This window comes from Nonomuraea marmarensis, from assembly GCF_043197025.1.
Classification (GTDB): Bacteria; Actinomycetota; Actinomycetes; order Streptosporangiales; family Streptosporangiaceae; genus Nonomuraea; species Nonomuraea marmarensis.
The window spans coordinates 57641-78899 of the sequence record NZ_JBICRM010000028.1 but is presented as its reverse complement, the minus strand read 5'-3'; the positions used below and the strand labels follow the sequence as shown (position 1 = coordinate 78899).

22 protein-coding genes, 1 tRNA gene and 1 riboswitch are annotated in these 21259 nt (G+C 68.4%); of the genes, 11 read left to right on the top strand and 12 right to left on the bottom strand.

Annotated features, from left to right (window positions below; translation table 11 throughout):
- Window positions 1–17: 17 nt before the first annotated feature.
- Genes ACFLIM_RS35360 through ACFLIM_RS35340 form a run of 5 tightly spaced genes read right to left on the bottom strand, consistent with a single transcriptional unit; the run spans window position 18 to window position 5374 of the window.
- Complete coding sequence (locus ACFLIM_RS35360) at window positions 18–1475, bottom strand: peptidoglycan D,D-transpeptidase FtsI family protein (protein ID WP_393172719.1); 1458 nt, start codon at window positions 1473–1475, stop codon at window positions 18–20.
- Window positions 1472–2854: an FtsW/RodA/SpoVE family cell cycle protein gene (locus ACFLIM_RS35355; RefSeq protein WP_393172718.1), complete on the bottom strand. Its 1383-nt coding sequence runs from the start codon at window positions 2852–2854 to the stop codon at window positions 1472–1474. The genes ACFLIM_RS35360 and ACFLIM_RS35355 overlap by 4 nt, the downstream gene beginning before the upstream one ends.
- Window positions 2854–4149 carry a Stp1/IreP family PP2C-type Ser/Thr phosphatase gene (locus ACFLIM_RS35350; RefSeq protein ID WP_393172717.1) on the bottom strand — a complete coding sequence of 432 codons (1296 nt, stop codon included), beginning with the start codon at window positions 4147–4149 and terminating at the stop codon, window positions 2854–2856. The genes ACFLIM_RS35355 and ACFLIM_RS35350 overlap by 1 nt, the downstream gene beginning before the upstream one ends.
- Window positions 4146–4616 (bottom strand): FHA domain-containing protein FhaB/FipA, encoded by a 471-nt coding sequence (locus tag ACFLIM_RS35345; protein ID WP_393172716.1) that lies wholly within the window; start codon window positions 4614–4616, stop codon window positions 4146–4148. The genes ACFLIM_RS35350 and ACFLIM_RS35345 overlap by 4 nt, the downstream gene beginning before the upstream one ends.
- 17 nt (window positions 4617–4633) lie before the next feature.
- Complete coding sequence (locus ACFLIM_RS35340) at window positions 4634–5374, bottom strand: FhaA domain-containing protein (protein WP_393172715.1); 741 nt, start codon at window positions 5372–5374, stop codon at window positions 4634–4636.
- A gap of 199 nt (window positions 5375–5573) precedes the next feature.
- Between ACFLIM_RS35340 and ACFLIM_RS35335 the strand changes: the two genes are divergently transcribed.
- Window positions 5574–5656: transfer RNA gene (locus tag ACFLIM_RS35335), tRNA-Leu, on the top strand.
- Between the two features lie 359 nt (window positions 5657–6015).
- On the opposite strand, the gene ACFLIM_RS35330 is transcribed toward ACFLIM_RS35335, so the two are convergent.
- Window positions 6016–7032, bottom strand: coding sequence for a hemolysin family protein (locus ACFLIM_RS35330; RefSeq protein ID WP_393172714.1), 1017 nt, complete (start codon window positions 7030–7032; stop codon window positions 6016–6018).
- On the bottom strand, window positions 7029–8375 hold the full coding sequence (locus ACFLIM_RS35325) for a hemolysin family protein (protein WP_393172713.1): 1347 nt from the start codon (window positions 8373–8375) through the stop codon (window positions 7029–7031). Before ACFLIM_RS35325 ends, ACFLIM_RS35330 begins: the two co-directional genes overlap by 4 nt.
- 243 nt (window positions 8376–8618) lie before the next feature.
- On the opposite strand from ACFLIM_RS35325, the gene ACFLIM_RS35320 reads away from it, so the two are divergent.
- Genes ACFLIM_RS35320 through ACFLIM_RS35310 form a run of 3 tightly spaced genes read left to right on the top strand, consistent with a single transcriptional unit; the run spans window position 8619 to window position 11409 of the window.
- Window positions 8619–9866: an LCP family protein gene (locus ACFLIM_RS35320; RefSeq protein ID WP_393172712.1), complete on the top strand. Its 1248-nt coding sequence runs from the start codon at window positions 8619–8621 to the stop codon at window positions 9864–9866.
- 14 nt (window positions 9867–9880) lie between these two features.
- The gene (locus ACFLIM_RS35315) at window positions 9881–10486 is read left to right on the top strand and encodes a TenA family protein (protein ID WP_393172711.1); all 606 of its coding nucleotides are present in this window, start codon (window positions 9881–9883) and stop codon (window positions 10484–10486) included.
- 44 nt (window positions 10487–10530) lie between these two features.
- The gene (locus ACFLIM_RS35310; protein ID WP_393172710.1) at window positions 10531–11409 is read left to right on the top strand and encodes an Fpg/Nei family DNA glycosylase; all 879 of its coding nucleotides are present in this window, start codon (window positions 10531–10533) and stop codon (window positions 11407–11409) included.
- Window position 11410: 1 nt separating this feature from the next.
- On the opposite strand, the gene ACFLIM_RS35305 is transcribed toward ACFLIM_RS35310, so the two are convergent.
- The gene (locus ACFLIM_RS35305; protein ID WP_393172709.1) at window positions 11411–12820 is read right to left on the bottom strand and encodes an MFS transporter; all 1410 of its coding nucleotides are present in this window, start codon (window positions 12818–12820) and stop codon (window positions 11411–11413) included.
- Between the two features lie 121 nt (window positions 12821–12941).
- On the opposite strand from ACFLIM_RS35305, the gene ACFLIM_RS35300 reads away from it, so the two are divergent.
- The 3 genes from ACFLIM_RS35300 (at window position 12942) to ACFLIM_RS35290 (ending at window position 15147) form a co-directional block, all read left to right on the top strand.
- The gene (locus ACFLIM_RS35300) at window positions 12942–13334 is read left to right on the top strand and encodes a winged helix-turn-helix transcriptional regulator (protein ID WP_393172708.1); all 393 of its coding nucleotides are present in this window, start codon (window positions 12942–12944) and stop codon (window positions 13332–13334) included.
- Window positions 13331–13654 carry a rhodanese-like domain-containing protein gene (locus ACFLIM_RS35295; protein ID WP_393172707.1) on the top strand — a complete coding sequence of 108 codons (324 nt, stop codon included), beginning with the start codon at window positions 13331–13333 and terminating at the stop codon, window positions 13652–13654. Before ACFLIM_RS35300 ends, ACFLIM_RS35295 begins: the two co-directional genes overlap by 4 nt.
- 56 nt (window positions 13655–13710) lie before the next feature.
- Window positions 13711–13825: riboswitch (TPP riboswitch) on the top strand.
- The gene (locus ACFLIM_RS35290; RefSeq protein ID WP_393172706.1) at window positions 13816–15147 is read left to right on the top strand and encodes a purine-cytosine permease family protein; all 1332 of its coding nucleotides are present in this window, start codon (window positions 13816–13818) and stop codon (window positions 15145–15147) included. (Overlaps the previous riboswitch by 10 nt.)
- On the opposite strand, the gene ACFLIM_RS35285 is transcribed toward ACFLIM_RS35290, so the two are convergent.
- Window positions 15113–15685 (bottom strand): methylated-DNA--[protein]-cysteine S-methyltransferase, encoded by a 573-nt coding sequence (locus ACFLIM_RS35285; protein ID WP_393172705.1) that lies wholly within the window; start codon window positions 15683–15685, stop codon window positions 15113–15115. The genes ACFLIM_RS35290 and ACFLIM_RS35285 overlap by 35 nt on opposite strands.
- Before the next feature lie 96 nt (window positions 15686–15781).
- Between ACFLIM_RS35285 and ACFLIM_RS35280 the strand changes: the two genes are divergently transcribed.
- Both ACFLIM_RS35280 and ACFLIM_RS35275 read left to right on the top strand, forming a co-directional pair.
- Complete coding sequence (locus ACFLIM_RS35280) at window positions 15782–17623, top strand: sensor histidine kinase (protein ID WP_393172704.1); 1842 nt, start codon at window positions 15782–15784, stop codon at window positions 17621–17623.
- Between the two features lie 206 nt (window positions 17624–17829).
- A complete protein-coding gene (locus ACFLIM_RS35275) occupies window positions 17830–18279 on the top strand; it encodes an ATP-binding protein (protein ID WP_393172703.1) in 450 nt (149 codons plus the stop codon).
- Here ACFLIM_RS35275 and ACFLIM_RS35270 read toward each other — a convergent pair.
- The 3 genes from ACFLIM_RS35270 to ACFLIM_RS35260 form a co-directional block, all read right to left on the bottom strand.
- The gene (locus ACFLIM_RS35270) at window positions 18263–18904 is read right to left on the bottom strand and encodes a YidC/Oxa1 family membrane protein insertase (protein ID WP_393172702.1); all 642 of its coding nucleotides are present in this window, start codon (window positions 18902–18904) and stop codon (window positions 18263–18265) included. The genes ACFLIM_RS35275 and ACFLIM_RS35270 overlap by 17 nt on opposite strands.
- Before the next feature lie 74 nt (window positions 18905–18978).
- Window positions 18979–19179 carry a DUF6412 domain-containing protein gene (locus ACFLIM_RS35265; RefSeq protein ID WP_393172701.1) on the bottom strand — a complete coding sequence of 67 codons (201 nt, stop codon included), beginning with the start codon at window positions 19177–19179 and terminating at the stop codon, window positions 18979–18981.
- Window positions 19176–19349, bottom strand: a complete 174-nt coding sequence (locus ACFLIM_RS35260; protein ID WP_393172700.1) for a hypothetical protein — start codon at window positions 19347–19349, stop codon at window positions 19176–19178. Before ACFLIM_RS35260 ends, ACFLIM_RS35265 begins: the two co-directional genes overlap by 4 nt.
- Before the next feature lie 94 nt (window positions 19350–19443).
- Between ACFLIM_RS35260 and ACFLIM_RS35255 the strand changes: the two genes are divergently transcribed.
- Window positions 19444–20142: a response regulator transcription factor gene (locus tag ACFLIM_RS35255; protein ID WP_393172699.1), complete on the top strand. Its 699-nt coding sequence runs from the start codon at window positions 19444–19446 to the stop codon at window positions 20140–20142.
- Window positions 20142–21254 carry a sensor histidine kinase gene (locus tag ACFLIM_RS35250; RefSeq protein WP_393172698.1) on the top strand — a complete coding sequence of 371 codons (1113 nt, stop codon included), beginning with the start codon at window positions 20142–20144 and terminating at the stop codon, window positions 21252–21254. The genes ACFLIM_RS35255 and ACFLIM_RS35250 overlap by 1 nt, the downstream gene beginning before the upstream one ends.
- The last annotated feature ends 5 nt before the right edge of the window (window positions 21255–21259 follow it).

The following is a 21259-nucleotide window of genomic DNA, read 5'->3' as shown; positions in this document are numbered from 1 at the left end:
CAGCAGGTTACCGTCACTCACTTCAGTACCGCCTCCAGCACGGCCTTGGCGATCGGCGCGGCGGTGTGGCCGCCGGTCGCCTCCGCGCCGACGTTGGCCGCTCCGGACTCGACGATGACCGCCAGGGCCACCTTCGGGTCCTCGGCGGGCGCGAAGGAGATGAACCAGGCGTGCGGCGGCTGGCCGTCGGCCGTCTCCGCGGTGCCCGTCTTACCCGCTACTTGGACGCCTGGGACCTGCGCCAGGTTGGCGGTGCCGTTGTTGACGACGCTCACCATCATGTCGCGCAGTTTGCCCGCCGTCTCGGAACTGACCGCCTCCGACAGTTCCTCGCGCTTGGCCTGGTCGACCGTGTCGCCCTTGGCGTCGGTGATCTTGTTGACGAGGTACGGCTTCATCACCTTGCCGTCATTGGCGATGCCCGCGGCGATCATGGCCATCTGCAGCGGCGTCATCCGGTTGCTGCGCTGCCCGATGGAGGCCATCGCCAGGGCCGCCTGGTCCTCCTCGGGGCCGAAGTCGCTCTGGGTCACCGACATCGGCACGGCGATCTGCTGACCCATGCCGAACTTCTCGGTCTGCTCCTTCATCGCGTCGTAGCCCAGCTCCATGCCGATCTTGCCGAAGGGCGTGTTACAGGACTTCTCCAGCGCGTATATCAGCGTGACCGAGCCGGAGCCGCAGGCCGCGCCGCCGTAGTTGGGCAGGCTGATGTTCGTGTTGGGCAGGGGCAGCCGCTGCGGAGCCTCCACGGTCGTCTGCGGCCCACGCGAGGAGTCGCCCTCGAGGTAGGCCGCCGCCGTCACGACCTTGAACGTCGAGCCGGGGGGATAGGTCTGTGCGATGGTGCGGTTGAGCAGCGGCTGGCTCTTGTCCTTGGCCAGCTCGTCGTAGCGGGGAAAGACCTTGCCCTTGTCGGTGGTCGACAGCTCGGCGGGGTCGTAGGTGGGCAGTGACACCATCGCCAGGATCGCGCCGGTCTTCGGGTCGAGCGCCACGAGCGCGCCGCGCTTGCCGCTCTCCCGCAGCGCGTCGTAGGCCGCCTTCTGGGCCTTGGGGTTGATCGTGAGATCGACGTTGGCGCCCTTGGTCGGCTCGCCGGTGAACAGGTCGATGCTCCGCCGCAGCAGCAGGTCGGCGCTGGAGCCGTCGAGCAGCTGGTTTTCCGACCTCTCGATGGCGCTCTCGCTCTCGGGCGAGAAGAACCCGGTGACGTGCGCGTAGAGCTTGCCCTCCGGGTATTCCCTGACGAACTTGAACCTGTCGCTGTCGGTCTCGACGGACTGCGCGATCACCTTGCCGCCCGCGGTGATGCGGCCGCGCTCGATGGCGTAGCGGTCGTAGAAGTTGCGGGTGTTACGGGCGTCGGAGCGCAGGCCCTCCGCCCGCACGGCCTGCAGGACGTTCACATTGATCATCAGGAGCGCGAACATGGCCAGGCAGGCCACGGCCACGCGCTTCAGAGTTCTGTTCATCGCTGGAACACCTGCGTCAGTCCTTCGTTCTGGATCGCCTGGGGCGGGGGCCGCCGCGCCGCGTCTGACATGCGTACCAGTAGCGCGATAAGGATCCAGTTAGCCAGCAACGCCGAGCCACCCTGGGACATGAACGGGGTGACCAGGCCGGTCAGGGGGATGAGGTTCGTCACACCGCCGACGATGATGAAGACCTGCCAGGCCAGGATGAACGACAGGCCGCCCGCCAGCAGCTTGGAGAACGGGTCGCGGGCCGCGAGCGAGGTGCGCAGGCCACGCTGGACCAGCAGGGCGTACATCATGAGCAGCGCCATCAGACCGGTCAGGCCCAGCTCCTCGCCCGTCGCGGCGAAGATGAAGTCGGAGAACGACAGCGGGATCAGCTCGGGGTGGCCCTGGCCGAGCCCGGTGCCCAGGATGCCGCCCGCGCCGAACCCGAACAGGCCCTGCATGATCTGGTAGCTGCCGCCGATCTCGCGGTTGTAGAACACCGGGGAGCCCGGGTTGAGCCAGATCTCGAACCTGTCGCCGACGTGCGAGAACGCCAGCCCCGCCAGGTAGGCGCCGCCGACGAAGAGCAGGACGCCGATCAGCACCCACGAGGTGCGCTGGGTGGCGATGTAGATCATCGCGATGAACGTGCCGAACAGCAGCAGCGAGGTGCCCAGGTCCTTCTCGAAGACCAGCACGAGCAGGCTGAGCGCCCAGGTGACGAGGACGGGGCCGAGGTCCCTGGCCCTGGGCAGGTCGATGAGCAGCAGCCGCCGCCCGGCCAGGGCCAGCACGTCGCGCTTGGCCACCAGATAGCCGGCGAAGAAGACGACCAGCGCCAGCTTGGCGAACTCGCCGGGCTGGATGGAGAAGCCGCCGAGGCGGATCCAGATCTTGGCGCCCTGCACCTCGCTGAGGCTGCCGGGCAGCAGCGCGGGGATGGCGAGCAGGACCAGGCCGATGGCGCCCGCGGTGTAGGTGAGGCGCTGGAGCATGCGGTGGTCGCGCACCACGATCAGGGTGATCGCGAACATGACGACGCCGACTCCCGTCCACATGATCTGGTTGGCGGCGGACGCGCCGGGCATCTTGGCGGCCTCCAGCCGGTAGATCACCACCAGGCCCAGGCCGTTGACCGCGGTCACCAGCGGCAGGATCAAGGGGTCGGCCCACGGGGCGAACTTGGCCAGCACGAGGTAGGCGGCCAGCATCAGGGCGCCCAGGCCCAGGCCGTACGTCAGCATGCCGGCGGGGACCTGGCCGTCCATGGCCAGGCCCACGTTGGCGTACGCGCCCATGACGATCAGCACCGCCAGGGCGAGCATGATCAACTGGGCCCCGCGGCGCTTGGCCGGCATCGCGACCGGGTCTGCGGCGATCTCGCTCATTACTGAGTTTTCGTCTTGGTCGCGGTGGCGGATGCCGTCGGGGTCGGCGACGCGCTCGCCTCAGTGGGCGTGCCGCTCTTCTGCTCCTGGGAGAACTTCAATCCGTTGATCCTCGTCATGCCTTCGGCGACGGTGGTGACCGGAATGCCGCTCTTGATCAGTGCCTGGTCCGCCTCCGACAGCTGGGAGAGCTGCCTGCCGGTGGGCTTGGAGACGTGGAAGAGCGGGAACGGCCCCACCTCTCTCTGGATCCCCTGGAACACGACCACCTCGCCGTCTCTGGTACCGACGAAGAACTGGTCCTGGGTCCACTGATATCCAAAGTAACCGCCGACGGCCACGACGGCGATGCCAATGCCGAGCACGGTGACGAGCACGGGCCACACGCGACGACGCCTGACCGATCGCCGGGACGTCTGGGCGACCGGATCATCGAAGTCGTCGGTGATCGCCGGCTGGGGTGCGGTCACCGACCCGGGTCGCCCCGGCGAGGTGTCCTGCGGGTTTCCGTGCAGCCTGGTCATGCCCGCGGCGCCGACGACGGTCACCTCGCCGGGCACCGGCTGCCCGTCGGTGATCTCGAGCACGTCGGCCAGCACACACGTGATGTTGTCGGGCCCGCCACCCCTGTTCGCCAGATCGATGAGCTGGCGAACGACCTCTTCGGGATCGTCGATGTTGGTGAGCGTGGCATGCAGCGTCTCCGCGCTCACCACGCCCGACAGGCCGTCGGAACACAGCAGATAGCGGTCGCCCACCTGCGCCTCGCGCAGCGTCAGGTCGGGATCGACCTCACCGCTGCCGTCCAGCGCGCGCAGCAGGATCGAGCGCTGCGGATGCGTGGCCGCCTCTTCCGGCGTGATGCGCCCGTCGTCGACGAGCTGCTGCACCAGCGTGTGGTCATGAGTGATCTGGTAGAGCTCCCCGCGCCTGAGCAGGTAGGCGCGCGAGTCGCCGACGTGCACCAGGGCGACCTGGGCGCCGTTCCAGAGCATGGCCGTGAGAGTCGTGCCCATGCCTTTGAGGCTGGGATCCCGCCCCACCATTTCGTGCAGCCTGCGGTTGGCGTCGCGTACCGCTGCCTCGATGGCGTTGAGCAGGTCACCCCCCTGTTGGGCCTCTTCCAGAGAGGCCATGGCGGCGATGGCGACTGAGCTCGCCACCTCGCCGTGTGCGTGCCCGCCCATACCGTCTGCGACGGCGAGCAGGCGCCCGCTAGCGTACGCCGAGTCCTCGTTCCCTTCGCGGAGGAGGCCGACGTCCGAGCGGGCGGCGTAGCGGAGTGCGATGGTCATTTGCGCAATTCGATGACTGTCTTGCCGACGCGGATCGGAACACCGAGCGGCACCGGGGTCGGACGGGTGACTTTCGAGCGGTCGAGATACGTGCCGTTGGTCGAACCGAGATCTTCCACGATCCACTGACCGTCCTGAGGAAAGAGCCGGGCGTGCCGGCTGGAAGCGTAGTCGTCGGTGACTACCAGCGTGGCGTCATTGGCCCGGCCAATGGTGATGGGCGTCTCCGTGAGGTTGATGGTGGTGCCTTGCAGGGGACCACCGGTAACGATCAGCTGGCGTGGCTCGCCCTTCTTGCTCTTGGGCTTGGCCACGGGTTTCGCGGGTTTCACGCCTTTGCGTGCGCCCGCGGACGTCGTACGTGAGCCGAACAAGTCAGTCCGGATCACGCCGACTGCGGCAATGACGAAGAACCACAGCACCGCCAGGAAGGCGAGCCGGATCAGCAGCAGCGTGAGCTCGGACATGGACCGTCTGTCTACCCCTAATCGCGCCGGAACACCAGAGTCGTGCGCCCCAGCGTCACTCGCATGCCGTTCTGGAGCTCGATCCTGCGTACCGGCTGGCCATTGACAAAAGTGCCGTTAGTGGATCCGAGGTCGACGAGCACCACGAGCTGGCCCTCGACGCGCAGCTCCGCGTGATGACGCGAGACGCCCGGATCGACTAGACGAAGATCGCAGTCGGTGCCCCTGCCGAGCAAGGTCACCGGAGTGGTGAGCTCGTAGGAACGGTCGCCCTGCGGGTCGTCCTGAGTGGAGACGAGCAGCCTGGGCCGCCCGTTGAACGCGTTCGGCCGCGAAGGGGGCAGGTCGCTCGCCGGCTGGCGAATCTCGTCCTGCTCGACCGTCGCACCGCGAATGACGCCCGACCGGATGCGGAACAGTCCCACAGCCAGGTCGCCGGCGGTCTCGAAGCGGACCCGGACCGGTCCCACGAAGGAGTAGCCCTGCTCCTTGGCGTACTCCCTGGCGAGGTTGGCCAGTTCGTGGCTGATGCTGTCGGCGTAGACCTCTAGCCGTTCGCTGTCGGTCGTGGACAGTTCAACCACGAAGTCGTTGGGCACGAGCGTGCGACCCTGAGCGACGATCGCCGCACGCTCATCCATCTCCCGCTGAACCGCGCTGGCGACCTCGACCGGCTGAAGGTCAGATTTGAACGCCCGCGCAAAGGCTCCCTCAACCAAGCCTTCGAGCCTTCGCTCGAAGCGCTGAAGGACTCCCACCGGGTACCTCCCTTCCTCCGTGCATATGATCGCGGCCCCCAGACGCTTCCGGCGCCCGGTTCCCGCTCGTTCCACGTCACGGCGTCCCTGGCGCTCGTCGGCTGTCGCGCCCAGCTCCTCCGCTCCCGTGTCTTATGCGATCGTATCCGGGTTCAGTACCAGTGGCTGTTCCGTGCTAATCTTCTTCCGCACCCAATAAGGGCGGGTGGCGGAACGGCAGACGCGCACGGTTCAGGTCCGTGTGTCCGAAAGGACGTGAGGGTTCAAATCCCTCCTCGCCCACGTTCGGGGATTGGGGATCCTTGGTCGCGGCCCTAAAGGGCCGCTTCCGCGGATCCCCTTCCTCATGTCTCTGCCCGGGGGATAACCCCCGGACCCCCAGCGTCTTCCGGGGGCTTGCCCCCGGACCCCCATCCCAGGGGGCTTGCCCCCCGGGACCCCCGGTTGCCTGTGGGTCGTTGCTCTTTGGTTGCTCTTGTGCGTTGACCACATTGGCGAAGTGGGTGCTGGATCGCAAGAGTCCTGGGCTTTCTTTTCAAGAACCTGTTGGTAACGGCTGTGGCCGCCCTTGGACCGTACGTTCTGGTGGTTGCATCCTGCTTTCTGGTGGCTTGCCGTCCGTATTGTGTTATAGGTCACAGTCAGGCTGCTAGGGCCCTCATGTCCAGTAGTTCGCCTAGCAGGTCCGTGAGGCTCACCATTCCGATGACCGAACCTTCCTGGTTTGTGACCAGGGCCAGATGTGCTCTTGCTTCCTGGAGGGTTGTTACCGCCTCTGGGACCTGGGTTACGCAGGGGAGTTTTGGCAGCGAGCGGCTTAGGTCGCCTGCTGTGCTGGTCGGTTGCAGGAGGGCGTCTCGGGCGTGTAGGACGCCCTCTACTCCTGTTGGGCCCTCTACCAAGAGTCTCAGGTGGCCGCCGGCTGCTGCTGCGGCTCTGATCTGGGTTGCCGTTGCTGTTGGGTGGACCTTGACTGCTTGGTCTATGGGGACCATCAGGCGTTCTATGCCCTCGTCGTCCAGGCGGAGGGCTCTGGTCAGGAGGTCGTGTTCTTCCCTGTCCAGGAGGCCCATCCTGCCTGACTCGCCTACCAGCATGGCCAGCTGACGGGGGGTTCTGGTCGTTGCCAACTCGTCTCTGGGCTGGACGCCGAACAGGTGGAGGATGACGTTTGTCAGGCCGTTTAGTGCTGATAGCAGGGGGCGCATTAGCCAGGTGAAGGCGCGGAACGGGACTGTTAGGAGCATTGCCGCGCGTTCGGGGTGGGTCAGGGCCCATGACTTCGGGGCCATTTCTCCTACCACCATGTGGAGGAACGTCACCAGGGCCAGGGAGATCGTCAAGGCTATGGGCAGGCGTAGGGCTTCTGGGATGGCTACTGCTGCGAAGACCGGCGCCAAGTAGTGTTCGATGGCTGGTTCCGTTACCTGGCCCAGGCCCAGGGTGCAGAGGGTGATGCCCAGTTGGGCGCCGGCCAGCATCAGGGAGAGTTGGCGGCCGCCTCCGACTGCTGATTTTGCGGCGAATCTGATCAGGCGGTTGCTGCCTGTGGCCATCTCCTCCAGGCGGTGGCGTCTGGCGGAGACGAAGGCGAACTCCGCCGCTACGAAGAGGGCGTTGAAGATCAGTAGCGCGAGGCTGATGAGGATCATGGTCATCGGGCGGCCTCCGCGTGTTCGACCGGTGCCAGGCGGACCCATTCGGGGACGCGGCGGTTGAGGGACATCACCGTCAGTTCGGCCAGGTGCTCGTCGGGGTCCTCTGTGAACGGGTCGGAGTCTGGGGTGACTTGGACTGTCACCGTGTCGCCCGGGTTCGGCATTCTGCCCAGTCTGGCTAGCACCAGGCCCGCGAGGGTGTCGTAGTCGTCGCTCTCCGGGAGTGACACGCCTGTTGCGCGCTCCACCTCGTCCAGCCTGAGGCTTCCTGGGACCTCCCAGATGCCGTCTGGCTGTTCGACTGCGCCGGCCGGTTCCGGGTCCTTTTCGTCTACCAGTTCGCCCACCAGTTCTTCTGCCATGTCCTCGACGGTGATCACCCCTGCCAGGCCGCCGTACTCGTCGATGACCAGGGCTATGTCGTCCATGGCCACCCGCATTCTGTCCAGGACGGCCGGCACCGGGACCGAGTCGGGCACCAGTAGGGCGGGGCGGATGATGGCGGTGATGCGGCCCTCGTCGAGGCCGGAGGTGAGCAGCTCGCGCACGCCTGTCACGCCGACCACGTCGCCGTCGGCGCCCAGCACCGGGTAGCGGGAGTGGCCGCACTCGCGCATGACCTCCAGCAGGTCGGAGATGGGCTGCGAGTCACGCAGCACGACCACGCGGGGGCGCGGGACCATGATCTCCTCCGCCGTGCGGTCGCCGAACTCCAGCGCTCGTTCGAGCAGGTCCGACAACCTCGGCGGCAGCTCGCCCGCCTGGGTCGACTCCGCGATGATGCGCGAGAGCTCCTCCGGGGTCGCGCCGTGCTCCACCTCCTCCACGGGCTCGATGCCGATGCGCCTGAGCAGCCCCGTGGCGGCCGAGTCGAACAGCCGGACCACCGGCCCCACGACCGCCAGATAGACCAGCGTCGAGCCGGCCAGGAACTTGGCCACCGGCTCCGGCCTGGCGATGCCCAGGTTCTTCGGCGCCAGCTCGCCGAGCACCATCTGGACCACGGTCGCCACGAACACGCCGATGGCGACGGACAGCCCGGTGATCACCGCGTCGGACAGCCCGGCGTCGAACAACCACGGCCGTACGATCGTCGCGATCGCCGGCTCGGCCAGGAAGCCGACCAGCAGCGCCGTCACCGTGATGCCGAGCTGGGCGCCGGAGAGCATGAAGGACAGCCGCGAGGTCACCTGGAGTGCCTTCGCGGCTGAAGCGTCACCGGCGGCGGCCTGCTCGCGCAGCAGGGCGCGGTCGGCGGCGACGAAGGCGAACTCCTGGGCGACGAAATAGCCGGTCGCCGCAGTGAGGAGGAAGAGGGCCAGCAGCCCGAGATAGGCGCTCACCACAGTGAGCCCTCAGAGGAACCCGTGCCCGAGCACGGGCGAGGATTCCACGGGTCCTGAGCGGACACGATCATCCTTTCGTGTAGACGTCGTCACAACGCTAACGACACAGGTGGCGTCTATGTTTCCGCAGTGACATTCCGTTGGTTCCGCGTACTTTTGCATGGGAAAACCTTGGCGGAATGTCTTCACTGCTGGGGGGTTAGACGTAGCGTCTATGACAACCGAAGGGAAGAAGGCGAAGTGTCTGAGGACGACCGGACGCGGGCCATGCGCTCTCCAGGCGACGGCCGCCCGCTGCCTCCACGGCCCGGTGACGGCCCGCGTTCTGGGGGTGCACCGGCCTATCAGGTGCCGTCCGGGGGGCCGGGAGCGCCCACGCACGCGCTTCCCGCCGCCTCGCAGATTCCCGAACCACCGCCGCCGGTTCAGCCCAGGGCCGGTTCGCGGGTGTACGGCAAGGCGCGCTCGGGCAGCAGCCCGGTCAAGCCGCTGACGCCGAGGGACGAGCCGTCCCCCAGGGGGCCGCGCAGGCGGTTGTCCGGCAAGACCATTCTCAAGATCGTCGCGGGGCTGTTAGTGGTGCTCCTGGTGGCGGCCGTGGGGTTGTTCTTCTGGGTCGGCTCGCGGCTGACGGGGATCGACGGCGTTCTCGAGGACTACGCGGGCCGTCCCGCCGACACCCCTGGCACCAACTGGTTGCTTGTCGGCTCGGACAGCCGCAAGGGCCTGTCGGCCGCCGAGCGTAAGAAGCTGCGTACGGGGCAGGCGGTCGGGCAGCGTACGGACTCGATGATGTTGCTGCACATCCCCGAGACCGGCGACAAGCCGACGCTGGTCAGCTTGCCGCGCGACTCCGCCGTCACCATCCCGGGCAAGGGGCGTGACAAGCTCAACGCCGCCTACAACGGCGGGCCGCAGCTGCTGGTCCGCACCGTGGAGACGGTCACCGGCGTGCACGTCGACAACTACATGGAGATCGGCTTCGCCGGGTTCGTGGACATCGTGGACGCCGTCGGCGGGGTCGAGATCAACGTGCGGGCCGCCGTGGACGACCCCAAGGCGGGACTCAAGCTGAAGAAGGGCACGCAGGTGCTCACCGGCGCCCAGGCGCTCGGGTACGTACGCACTCGCAAGGGCGGTGACCTGCCCGACTACGAGCGGACCCAGCGGCAGCGGCAGTTCCTGGGAGCCGTCGTGAAGAAGGCGGCCAGCCCGGGGGTGCTCATCAACCCGTTCACGTCGATCCCGCTGGCCATGAGCGCCACGGACGCGGTCGCGGTCGACCCCGGAACCGGGGTGTTCGACCTGCTGTCGCTGGGGTTGTCCATGGGTGACAGCCCGGTGACGACGGTGGTGCCGTTCGGCGGGAACGAGGCCGTGCCGAGCGGTGGCACGGCGGTCAGGTGGGACCGTGCGAAGGCGCTGGCGCTGTTCGACGCGTTGAAGAACGACAAGCCGGTCCCGAAGAACATCGTCGACACCGGTTGACTAACCTCCCAGCCATGACCATCTCGGAGAGGTTGCACGTCATCGGCCGGCCGTTGCTCCAGGCGCAGCTCGAACATCCCACCGTGGCCGGGATCGGGCGGGGTGACCTGGCCGAGCCGGTGTTCAGGTCGTGGCTGGAGCAGGACTACCTGTTCCTGCTGGACTACGTGCGGGTGTTCGCCCGGCTGGCCTGGCAGGCGCCCGCCGGGCATCTGGGGGACCTGGTCGATCTGGCGCACACGACGTACCACGACGAGCTGAGCCTGCACCGGTCGATGTCGGCGGAGTTCGGGGCCGATCTGGAAGGGGCGGTCAAGGGGCCCGCGTGCGCGGCGTACACGGCGTTCCTGCTGGGGTCGGCCGGGTCCTACGGGGAAGGGTTGGCCGCGCTCTATCCGTGTATGTGGGGATATTCGAGTCTTGGGAGGATATTGGCGGAGAATCCGCCTGCTGAGCCGAGATTTCGGGCTTGGGTGGACACGTACGCGGATCCGGGGTTCGAGGCGCTCACCGCGCGGATCGCGCAGATGATCGACGAGGCCGGCCCGAATCCCGCGCGGGCGGAGGCGTTGTTCGCCGAGGGCATGGCACACGAGCTGGCCTTCTGGAGCGTGCCGTAATCCACAGGCTGTGGACGGTCCGGTGTGCGCCGTACCCTGGGGGCATGCCGGAACTTCCCGAAGTGGAGTCGCTCACCCACTTCCTGCGTGAGCGGGCGGTGGGCCGTACGATCCTGGGCGTCGACGTGGTCGCCTTCCAGGCGCTCAAGACGTTCGACCCGCCGGTCACCGCGCTCGGCGGGCTCACCGTCACCGGCGTGTCGAGGCACGGCAAGTTCCTCGACCTCGACTGCGACGGCGTGCACCTGGTCATTCACCTGGCCCGTGCGGGGTGGCTGCGCTGGCGCGAGGACCTCTCGGGCGCGAAGCCCGTCCGCCCGGGCAAGGGCCCGCTGGCGGTACGGGTCCGGCTGGCGCCCGACGACGAGGGCCTGGCGCCGGGGTTCGAGCTGACGGAGGCGGGGACGCAGAAGCGGCTGGCCGTCTATGTCACGAAAAATCCGGACGATGTCCCCGGCGTCGCCGCCCTCGGCCCCGATCCCCTCGACGAATCCTTCACGGTGGACGCGCTCAAGCGCATCGTGGGCGGCAACCGTACCCAGATCAAGGGGCTGCTGCGCGACCAGAAGATCATCGCGGGCATCGGGAACGCGTATTCGGACGAGGTGCTGCACGCGGCCAAGATGTCCCCGTTCAAGATCGCGGCGACGCTGACCGACGCGCAGATCGCCGACCTGCACGAGGCCATCGTCGCCACGCTGCGGGAGGCGGTCGAGCGGGCGCACGGGCTGGCGGCCAAGGACCTCAAGGCGGAGAAGAAGTCGGGGCTGCGGGTGCACAACCGGACCGGGCAGCCTTGTGACGTGTGCGGCGACACGATCCGGGAGGTCTCGTTCGCCGACTCCTCGCTCCAGTACTGCCCCACCTGCCAGACAGGCGGCAAGCCGCTGGCCGACCGCCGCCTGTCCAGGCTGCTCAAATAGCTCAAATAGCCGCGGGCACCCGATCCTCGGTCCGCGCGCGGGTGCGCAGGCCGACGGCCGCGATGATCGCGGCCAGCAGCGTGGCCGTCACCGGCACCACCAGGGCCGTGCGCAGGGCGGTCAGGCCCGCTTCGGGCGTGGTCGCGTCGCCCAGCGCGGCCACGTTGACCGCCGTCACGATGGACAGGCCCAGCGCCGCGCCGAACTGGAAGGACGAGTTGATGAGGCCGCCGGCCAGGCCCTGTTCGTGCTCGGCGATGCCGTCCGTGGCCACGATCGTGAGCGGGCCGTAGACGAAGGCGAACATCAGGCCGATCAGCAACATCGACGGCAACATGGCCGCGTAGGCCCAGTCCAGCCCGACCCCGAGGAACAGCGCGTACGCCAGCAGACCCGACAGCAGGCCGCCGAGCACGACCTTGGCGTTGCCGTACCGGTTGACCAGCCACGGGGTGAGCGTGGGGGCGAGCACCACATCGGCGGCGGCCGCGAGCAGCGCCAGGCCGGTCTGGATGGTGGACCAGCCGCGCAGCTCCTGCAGGTACAGCGTGACCAGGAACTGGAAGCCGAAGAACGAGGCCGTGAGCAGGGCGGCCGTCACATTCGAGCGGACCAGCGGGGCCGACCTGAGCAGGCCGAGGCGGACCAGGGGGTTCGCGGAGCGGCGTTCGATGGCGACGAAGGCCGCCAGCAGCGCCAGGCCGCCGGCGAAGGCCGCGACGGTCAGGGGCCAGCCGTCGGCGGGGTGCTCCAGGCGTACCACTCCGTAGACCAGCAGCATCATCGCGCCCGTGACGCTCGCCGCGCCCGCCAGGTCGAAGCCCCGCGCCGCCGGCCGGGCGGCGGCGGGCTCCTTGAGCAGGGGGATGGCGGCGAGCAGGATCGCCAGCGACAACAGGACCGGCGCGAAGAAGACCCAGCGCCAGCCGAACGTGGTCAGCACCCCGCCGATCACCAGCCCCAATGCGAAACCGCCGGCGGCCGTGCCCGCGTAGATGAGCAGGGCCCTGTTGCGCTGCCTGCCCTCGGGGAAGTTCGTGGTGATCAGGGAAAGGCCCGCGGGCGTCATGAACGCGGCGGCCACCCCCGTGACGAACCTGGCCACCAGCAGCACCCACCCCTCGTCCGCGAACCCGCCGAGCCCCGAGAAGACCAGGAACACCCCCAGCCAGAGCAGGAACATCCGCCGCCTGCCCAGCAGGTCCGCCGCCCGGCCGCCGAGCAGCATGAAACCGCCGTAACCCAGCACGTACGCGCTCACCACCCCGCTCAGCATGCCGGTGGACAACCCCAGGTCGGCCCGGATGGACGGAAGGGCGACGTTCAGCATGGCCACGTCGATGCCCTCCAGGAAGATGGCCCCGCACAGAACAGCAAGCACGCCCCAGGAACGGGCGGGAACTATAGGCATGACAAACCCCCGGTTACTTCTAGGCAGGTCAGTTCTCTCTTGTAACCGTCCAAATCATGGGCCAACATGAAATGTCATGGAAGACGGCACTTTGAGATCACTCAGTTACTGCGAAGGCACCATGGAAGACGACGACTACGACGTACGGCAGTGGGACGTCCGGGAGGACTGCGAGGTCCGCCAGATCCTCGACCGCATCGCGGACAAGTGGTCGCTGCTCGTCATCGCCCTGCTCGACTGCCAGAGCCTGCGCTTCACCCAGCTCCGCCGCGAGATCGACGGCGTCAGCCAGCGCATGCTGAGCGTGACCCTGCGCCAGCTCGAACGCGACGGGCTGGTCAGCCGCACGGTCCACCCCGTTGTGCCGCCTCGCGTGGACTACGCGCTGACGCCGCTCGGCCGTACCCTGCACCAGACCATCAAGTCCCTGGTCACCTGGACCGAGAAGCACCAGGAGGAGATCGCCACGGCGCGTGCCGCGTACGACCGGCGGCGCGAGATGATGGAGTCATGACCGTTCCTGAGATCGAGGCCAGTGCCCTTCCCTCCGACGCCTACCTGCTCGACGTCCGAGAACAGGACGAATGGGTGGCCGGCCACGCGCCGGAGGCTGTGCACATCCCCATGACCCAGATCCAGGGCCGGGTCGACGAGGTCCCGAGCGACCGGACGGTCTACGTCGTGTGCCGGGTGGGCGGCCGGTCCCTGCAGGTCGCGGCCTGGCTCAACCAGCTCGGTCGCGACGCGGTCAACGTCGGGGGCGGCATGCAGTCGTGGGAGTTCGCGCGCCGCCCGATGGTCAGCGAGACCGGGCAGCAGCCGTTCGTAGCCTGAAAACTCGCCCTCTATGGCGGTTTTGCCGTCATTAAGGCATGATGAGGGCGCTAACTGCAGATCGTCGCGGGAGCTCGGGGTGCCGGGCTGAGAGGGCAGCTATCTGATCCGCTGCCGACCGCCTGAACCTGTCCGGGTAATGCCGGCGTAGGGAGTGTGCGATGACGCACGTCGTCGACGAAGTTCCGCTGACTCTCGAAGGACGACCGCCGAAGACGCTCGGCGTGCTCGACCAGGGTGCGCTCTGGGCGAACCTCGGCGTCAGCCTCCTGGGCTTCTCAGGGGCGCTGTTCCTGCTCGACCCCCTCGGCAACGCCCCGCTCAGCCTGGCCGCCGCGCTCCTGGCGGCCGTGGTCGGCAGCCTGATCGGCACGGCCATGGTGGGCCTGTCCGCCATCCCCGGCACGCGGACCGGGCAGCCGGCGATGGTGCTGCTGCGCGGGCTGTTCGGGGCCAGGATCTCCTACGTTCCCTCGGCGCTGAACATCGTGCAGATGCTCGGCTGGGGGGCCTTCGAGCTCTGGGTGATCGCCAAGGCCGCCACCGCGATCTTCGGCGGCGTGCCGTACCAGGTGTGGGTGATCGCGGCGGGGGTGCTGACCACCGCGCTCACGATCTGGCCGCTCGGCGCGATCCGGCTGCTACGCCGGTACGTCACCATCGGGGTGATCGTGTCGTTAGTCTGGTTCACCTGGTTCTTCCTGACCGAGGCTCCGGTGCACACCGGCGGGTCGTGGACCGCGTTCGCACCGGCCGTGGACTACGTGATCGCGATTTCGGTGTCGTGGGTGCCGATGGCCGCCGACTTCGCCCGGCACTCCAGGTCGAGCAGGGCCGCGTTCACCGGCGTGGTCGGCGGCTACACGCTGGCGCAGGTGGCCTGCCTGGGGCTGGGCGTGTACGCGGTGGCCATCGCCGGGGCGGACGCGGTGCTCGCCGACAGCACGGTGGTGTTCAACCCGTTCGTGGCGGTGCCGGTGGGCGCGTTGTTCTTCGGCATCCTGGTGCTGCGCGAGACCGACCAGTCCTTCGCCAACGTCTACTCCACCACGGTCTCGCTGCAGAACCTGATGCCGCGGGTGGACCGGCGGGTCATCTCCGGCGCGATCGGCGTGCTCACCGTCGCGATCGCCCTGGTCGTGGACGTCACCTCGTACGGCGCGTTCCTCACGGTGATCGGGGCGGTGTTCGTGCCGATGTTCGCGGTGCTCGCCGTGGACTACTTCGTGCTCGGCGGCTCCTACCGCTGGGACACCGGCGAGAACGCGCCCGCCCGCTGGTCGATGCTGGTGCCGTGGGCGCTCGGCTTCGTCGCCTACTGGCTGACCACGTCCACGATCACCGTCGAGGCGTGGGACGGCTTCTGGGTCACGGTCCGCGAGGCGATCGGGTTCACCCGGCAGCCGTGGATGAACGGCGCGCTCGGCGCCGCCCTGGTGGCGGCGCTGGTGACGCTGCTCATCGGCTGGCGGAGGCGCGACTTTCGACGTTGAGCAGGTGCTGCTTGGCGGCCGTGCCGCCCGGGTAGTCGCCCAGCGTGCCGTCCTCGCGCACCACCCGGTGGCTCGGCACGATCACGCAGATGGGGTTGGAGGCCAGCGCGTTGCCGATCGCCCGCAGCGCGCGCGGCCTGCCGATGCTCTCGCCGATCTCCTCGAGCGTCGTGGTGGTGCCGTAGGCGACCGCCATCGTCTTCTGCAGCACCGTACGCGCGAAGGACGTGGCCAGCGTCAGGTCCACCGGCGTGGCGAACGCGCGCAGGCGGCCGGAGAAGTACGCGTCCAGCTCCCTGCGCACCGGGTCGAGCCGCCGGGCGTCCGGCCCGATGAACGTGCCCACATGCCTGGTGACCAGCTCGAACACGTTGTTTTCCGGCTCGAAGCTGCACGCCGCGATGCCCTTGCCCGTCACGGCCAGCACCAGCTTGCCCACGGCGCCGTCGTAGGTGCCGAACGCGACGTCGGGCGGCGTCTCGCCTCTGTAGGTGCTGGAGGTCACGCGCAGCAGGGCATCGAGATCACCGCTCGACATTCCCTCACCCTCCCCACCCCGTAGAGAATCACCGTGACCGCAGCGTATCGGACGGATCGCCCGACGCACCCCCCGCGCCACGTGCACTATGGAGGTGTGGGGGACGAATGGGCCGGTAGTGACGATGAGATCGCTCGCGCGGTGCTCGCCAGCTCGCCCAACGCCGTCGTGGCGCTCGACAGAGATCAGACCGTGCTGGTCTGGAACGACGCGGCCGAGCGGCTCTTCGGGTGGACGGCGCAGGAGATGCTCGGGCGCAGGGCGCCGATCGTGCCCGGCGAGCTGACCGCCGAGCACAACGCCGTGCTGGAGCGGGTACGCACCGGCGGCCAGGTCTCGCTGCGCACCAAGCGCTTCCGCAACGACGGGAGCCTGCTCGACGTGCGGGTCGACATCAGCGCCTTACGCCTGGGCAGTGCGGTGGCCGGCTACGTCTGCGTGCACTACCTGGCCAGGGCCGACGAGGTCGCCAGGAACCGCATGGCACGCCGGGCCCGGCTGGTTCGCAGGCTCACTGACGTGGTCGGCGACATCAACTCCGAGCTGGAGCTCTCCGCCGTGCTCGACCGGATCTCGGCCAGCCTCACGGAGCTCACCGGGGCGGACGCGGGCGGGTTCGTGCTGATCGAGGAGGATCGGCTGCGGCTGGTCAGCACGTACCAGTTGCCGGAGACGCTCAGGGGCACCATCACCGACCTGCGTACGAGCCTCGTGGACAAGCTGTTACGCACCGGCAAGACCGTCATGCTGGAGTCGAACGGGCTGGACGACCTGGTGTGGGCGCGGCTGCCCGGGCTGCACACGATCGCGCTCGGCCTGGCCGCGGTCGGCGGGCGGCCGTACGGCGCTCTCTACGCGTTGTTCGCCCGGCGCACGCCGGGGCATCTCGAACTGGAGCTGCTGGAGCTGCTCGCCGGGCACGCGGGCATCGCCGTCGGCAACGCGGTGGCCTACCAGGAGGCGGTGCGGCAGCGGGCGCACGAGCGGGCCGTGTTCGACGCGAGCGCCGACGGGATCGCCGTGCTCGACGGGGCGGGCCGCGTGGTGCGCTGGAACCCGGCCGCCGCCGAGCTGACCGCCTTCTCCGCCGACGCGGTCATCGGCGGGCCGCCGCCGTTCCCGCTGCCCAGGCCGGGGGAGAAGCTCACGTTCCAGATGGAGAACGGGCGGTGGCTGGACGTGGTGAGCGCGCGGATCGAGGAGACGGGCGAGGTGGTCATCGACTTCCGCGACGTGACCAAGGCCAAGGAGCTGGAGGAGGCCAAGGATCTGTTCCTGGCCACGACCAGCCACGAGCTGCGGACGCCGATCACCATCGTGCGGGGGTTCGCCAGCACGCTGGACTCGCGCTGGGACAAGCTGACCGACCCCGAACGCCGCTCGGCCGTGCACACGATCGCCGAGCGGTCCAGATCGCTGGGGCGGCTCATGGACCACCTGCTGCTCGGCTCCCGGGCGGGGGCGGACGAGCTCAAGGTGCGGATCGAGGCGTTCGACCTGGCCGAGCGGATCGACGCGGCCACCCTCGGGCTGCCCGTGTTGTCGGACAAGCACCGGGTCGAGGTGATCATTCCCGTCGGGCTGCCGTACGTGCTGGGTGACGCGCTGGCGACGGACATCGTTCTGGGGCAGTTGCTGGAGAACGCGTTCAAGTATTCGCCGAAGGGCGGGTTGATCAGCGTTGAGGCCTGGCCTGAGGACGACAGCGTCGTAGTGGTGGTCGATGACGAGGGCGTCGGTATCGCCCCGCCTGACCGAGAGCGGATCTTTGAGAGGTTCGTCCAGGTGGACAGCGGCGACCGGAGACGGTTTGGTGGAGTGGGGCTGGGTCTCTACATCGTCCGCAGCCTCGCCAGGGCACAAGGGGGAGACGTGAGCGCTCATCCGAGACCTGGAGGCGGCACCAGGATGCGACTCGTCCTGCGAAGGAGCGGCTGAGCCGCCTCGTGGAGTGGGGCTATGAAGCAGCTGCGCTCGCACTATCGGATCCGACACACCGATGCGGTAACAAGGTGGTCACAGTTGCGCTGATCTATCGTCCAATGTGTACAAGCTGTGATCGAGATGCGGTTTCTGGGATCGAGTAACGGGGCATTTCGGTCGTACCGGGGAGTGTTCCCGCGGGGGGCACGGGTAACGGGGAGGTGGGTGTGTCAAGCGTGGTGCTGCTGCCGTACGCGCCGTCCAGCGTCGCCGTTGCCCGCCAGCGTCTGAGCACTGACCTGCAGGAAGGCGGCGTTTTCGGCGCCGCCATCGACGATGCCGTGCTCGTGGTGAGCGAGTTGCTGAGCAACGCGCTGCGGCACGCCCATCCGCTGCCGTCGGGCATGGTGCGGGTGGCCTGGCTGCGTAGCGACGATCACATAGAGGTGGCGGTCAGCGACGGGGGCGCGGCCACCGAGCCGCGGGCCGGCCGCCCGACCCTGTCCTCGCTCGGGGGCCGGGGGCTCGGCATCGTGGAATATGTGGCGGAGAGCTGGGGGGTTCGGCACGACGGGGACACGACGACCGTGTGGGCCATCCTGCCCGCCCCGCACACCCCGCACGCGTCGGTGAACGGGCAGGTGACGGCGGCCCTCAGAGAGGCCGGGTAGCGAGCACGGCCCGCTCGGAGACGGCCCACGCCGTGGAGACGAGCAGATAGAGCCCGGCCGCCAGCGGGAGCACCAGCGCGGCGAGCACGGAGCCGTACGGGACCAGCGGCATGATCTTCCTCAGCAGCGGCGGCTGCTCCTCGGTCACCTTGATCTGCCTCGCCGCAAACCAGGCCACCACGGCGATCAGCGCTATTAGCAGCACAAAGACCAAAACCGGCCAACTGACCAGACCGTAATTGGCGATCACCCCCGCCACCTGCTGCCCCAGCGGCGCCCCGAACAGGTCATGCCCGGCCAGCGCGGTCGGATGCGTGGCCACCCGGTACATCAACCACATGAACGGCAGCTGCCCCAGCATGGGCATGAACCCGGCGAACGGTGAACTGCCCTCCTTGGCGTAGAGGGCGGACAACTCCTTGGACAGCCGCTCGGGGTTACGGGCGAAGCGCTTCTGCAACTCGCGCAACTTGGGCGCCAGGCGCTCCCTGATCTTCGCGGTACGGGCCTGGCGGACGTTGAGCGGCAGCAGCACCAGGCGTACGGCCAGCGTGAACAGGACGATCCCGAGCGCGGCGTGGCCCCCGGACAGGTTGATGACGAACGCGACGAGAGAATCGATCATGAGCCCTACTTCGGATGAGGTGGATGAAAGGCTCACTCGAAGAGGAGCCCCGCTTCGGCTGGAAGCGGGGCAGGCTACGGGGCTCGCGGGCGTGAGCGTCCGGCCGCGTCGGGATCGCGCTGGCGCAGGAAGGCCGTGCGGCGCGCGTAGGTCAGCGGAAAGCCCGGCGGCTCACCACTGAGGGCGGGCAGCAGCGTGGCCGCCCACGTGGCCAGCAGCAGGATCGCCATCATGGTGATCCCGACCAGCCACGGGTCGAACAGGAACAGCGTCACTGCGACCGGGATGACTTGCCTACCACGGTGACCGTGATGAAGACGAGCAGAGCGACCACACCGATGATCAACGCGATCTTGATCAGTCCTGCCAGCATCGGCAGCAGGAAGTTGAACAACACGAAGAGACCGAGCAAGGTCCCTATCACGAGCATCACGACTCTACCCATGGAGCCACCGTACGTCCTCGGGGCATGATCCGCGAGGCTTACGAACCAATGACGTAGATGTCACTTCCTGTCAGCTCGGCCGTACCGTGAAGTAGTGAATACCCGCATCCTGGTCGTTGATGATGATCCGACCGTTTCCGAGGTCGTGGCGCGCTATCTGGAGCGCGACGGGCACGAGGTCGAATGCGTGGGCGACGGTGTGGAGGCGCTGCGCAGGGCGCTGGCGAACCCGCCCGATCTCATGGTGCTCGACCTGATGCTGCCCAAGATCGACGGGTTGCAGGTGTGCAGGAAGCTCAGGGAGCGGTGGCCGGTTCCGGTGATCATGCTGACCGCGCTGGGCGAGGAGATCGACCGGGTGGTCGGCCTGGAGACGGGGGCCGACGACTACGTGACCAAGCCGTTCAGCCCGCGCGAGCTGGCCCTGCGGGTGCAGTCCGTGTTGCGGCGGGCCAGGGGGGCCTCCGTCACCGGCGGGACCGGGGTGCTACGCGACGGGGATCTGGTGGTGGACGTGGGGGCCCATGAGGTACGGCTGCGCGGGGACGAGGTGATGTTGACGGCCCGGGAGTTCGACCTGCTGGCTTATCTGATGCGTAATCCGCGGCAGGCGTTCAGCCGGTCGGCGCTGCTGAACCAGGTGTGGGGGTGGTCGTTCGGCGACTCGTCGACGGTGACGGTGCATGTGCGGCGGCTGCGGGAGAAGATCGAGCCCGATCCGACCGAGCCGCGCAGGATCGTCACGGTGTGGGGAGTGGGGTACCGGTACGAGCCTTTGGAAGGTGGCTCCTGATGCCGCCGGCGGTGGCCGTGGGGGAGCTGCCGATGGTGGTGGCCGTGGCGGCCGGGTGCGGGCTGCTGGTCGCGCTCGCCGGCATCTGGGTGATGTGGCTGCTGCGTACCAGGTCCATCGGGGTGATGCTGGCCGTGGTCGTGGTGGTCGCCGTGGCGGCGACCCTGGCCGGAGTCGTGGCGATCATCATGAAGATGATCATCGAGGGGGCGGTCAAGGACTTCGTGCTGAGCGTGGTGGCCGTGGGCGGGGTCGTGGGGCTCGGGGTCGCGTTCGTGTTGTCGAAGCGGGTGGTGGGGGAGAGCAGGCGGCTGGTGGCGGCGGTAGGCGATCTGCCGTTCGTCGCGCCCCAGGGGCTGCCCGCCGAGCTCCAGACGATCGCGAACACCCTTGAGGAGGCGTACGCGCGTGAGCGGGCCCTTGAGGGGGCGCGGCGGGAGCTCGTCGCCTGGGTGAGCCACGACCTGCGGACGCCGCTGGCCGGAATGCGGGCCATGGCCGAGGCGCTGGAGGACGGGGTGGTGGCCGACCCCGAGACGGTCGCGCGCTACCACGGGCAGATCAAGCTGGAGGTGGAGCGGCTTTCCGCGATGGTGGACGACCTGTTCGAGTTGTCGCGGATCCACGCCGGGGCGCTGCGGCTCTCGCGCGCCAGGATCGGGCTGGCCGACCTCGTGGCCGACACGCTGGCCGGGGCCGAGCCGCTCGCCCGGGCCAAGGGGGTGGTGCTCACGGCCGAGGCGGCGGCGACCGTGCCGGTGGAGGCCGACGCGGGGGCGTTGGGGCGGGCTCTGGGGAACCTCGTGGTCAACGCCATCCGGCACACGCCATCGGACCGGACCGTGGTGCTGCGGGCCGGGGTGGACGACGCGGGGATGGCCTGCTTGTCGGTGACGGACTGTTGCGGGGGGATTCCCGAGGAGGATCTGCCTCGGGTGTTCGAGGTGGCTTTCCGGGGGGAGGTCGCTCGTACTCCTACTGCTGACGGTGGGGCGGGGCTCGGGCTGGCCATCGCGCAAGGGATCGTGGAGGCGCACGACGGGGTGATCGGGGTGGTCAACGACGGGCCGGGGTGCCGGTTCGAGATCCGGCTTCCCCTGGTCAGAAGCTGACGACC

Coding starts and splice junctions, on each gene's coding strand:
- ACFLIM_RS35360 (WP_393172719.1), bottom strand. CDS start 1,475: ATGAACAGAACTCTGAAGCGCGTGGCCGTGGCCTGCCTGGCCATGTTC.
- ACFLIM_RS35355 (WP_393172718.1), bottom strand. CDS start 2,854: ATGAGCGAGATCGCCGCAGACCCGGTCGCGATGCCGGCCAAGCGCCGC.
- ACFLIM_RS35350 (WP_393172717.1), bottom strand. CDS start 4,149: ATGACCATCGCACTCCGCTACGCCGCCCGCTCGGACGTCGGCCTCCTC.
- ACFLIM_RS35345 (WP_393172716.1), bottom strand. CDS start 4,616: ATGTCCGAGCTCACGCTGCTGCTGATCCGGCTCGCCTTCCTGGCGGTG.
- ACFLIM_RS35330 (WP_393172714.1), bottom strand. CDS start 7,032: ATGACCATGATCCTCATCAGCCTCGCGCTACTGATCTTCAACGCCCTC.
- ACFLIM_RS35315 (WP_393172711.1), top strand. CDS start 9,881: ATGACCATCTCGGAGAGGTTGCACGTCATCGGCCGGCCGTTGCTCCAG.
- ACFLIM_RS35310 (WP_393172710.1), top strand. CDS start 10,531: ATGCCGGAACTTCCCGAAGTGGAGTCGCTCACCCACTTCCTGCGTGAG.
- ACFLIM_RS35305 (WP_393172709.1), bottom strand. CDS start 12,820: ATGCCTATAGTTCCCGCCCGTTCCTGGGGCGTGCTTGCTGTTCTGTGC.
- ACFLIM_RS35300 (WP_393172708.1), top strand. CDS start 12,942: ATGGAAGACGACGACTACGACGTACGGCAGTGGGACGTCCGGGAGGAC.
- ACFLIM_RS35295 (WP_393172707.1), top strand. CDS start 13,331: ATGACCGTTCCTGAGATCGAGGCCAGTGCCCTTCCCTCCGACGCCTAC.
- ACFLIM_RS35290 (WP_393172706.1), top strand. CDS start 13,816: ATGACGCACGTCGTCGACGAAGTTCCGCTGACTCTCGAAGGACGACCG.
- ACFLIM_RS35285 (WP_393172705.1), bottom strand. CDS start 15,685: ATGTCGAGCGGTGATCTCGATGCCCTGCTGCGCGTGACCTCCAGCACC.
- ACFLIM_RS35270 (WP_393172702.1), bottom strand. CDS start 18,904: ATGATCGATTCTCTCGTCGCGTTCGTCATCAACCTGTCCGGGGGCCAC.
- ACFLIM_RS35260 (WP_393172700.1), bottom strand. CDS start 19,349: ATGGGTAGAGTCGTGATGCTCGTGATAGGGACCTTGCTCGGTCTCTTC.
- ACFLIM_RS35250 (WP_393172698.1), top strand. CDS start 20,142: ATGCCGCCGGCGGTGGCCGTGGGGGAGCTGCCGATGGTGGTGGCCGTG.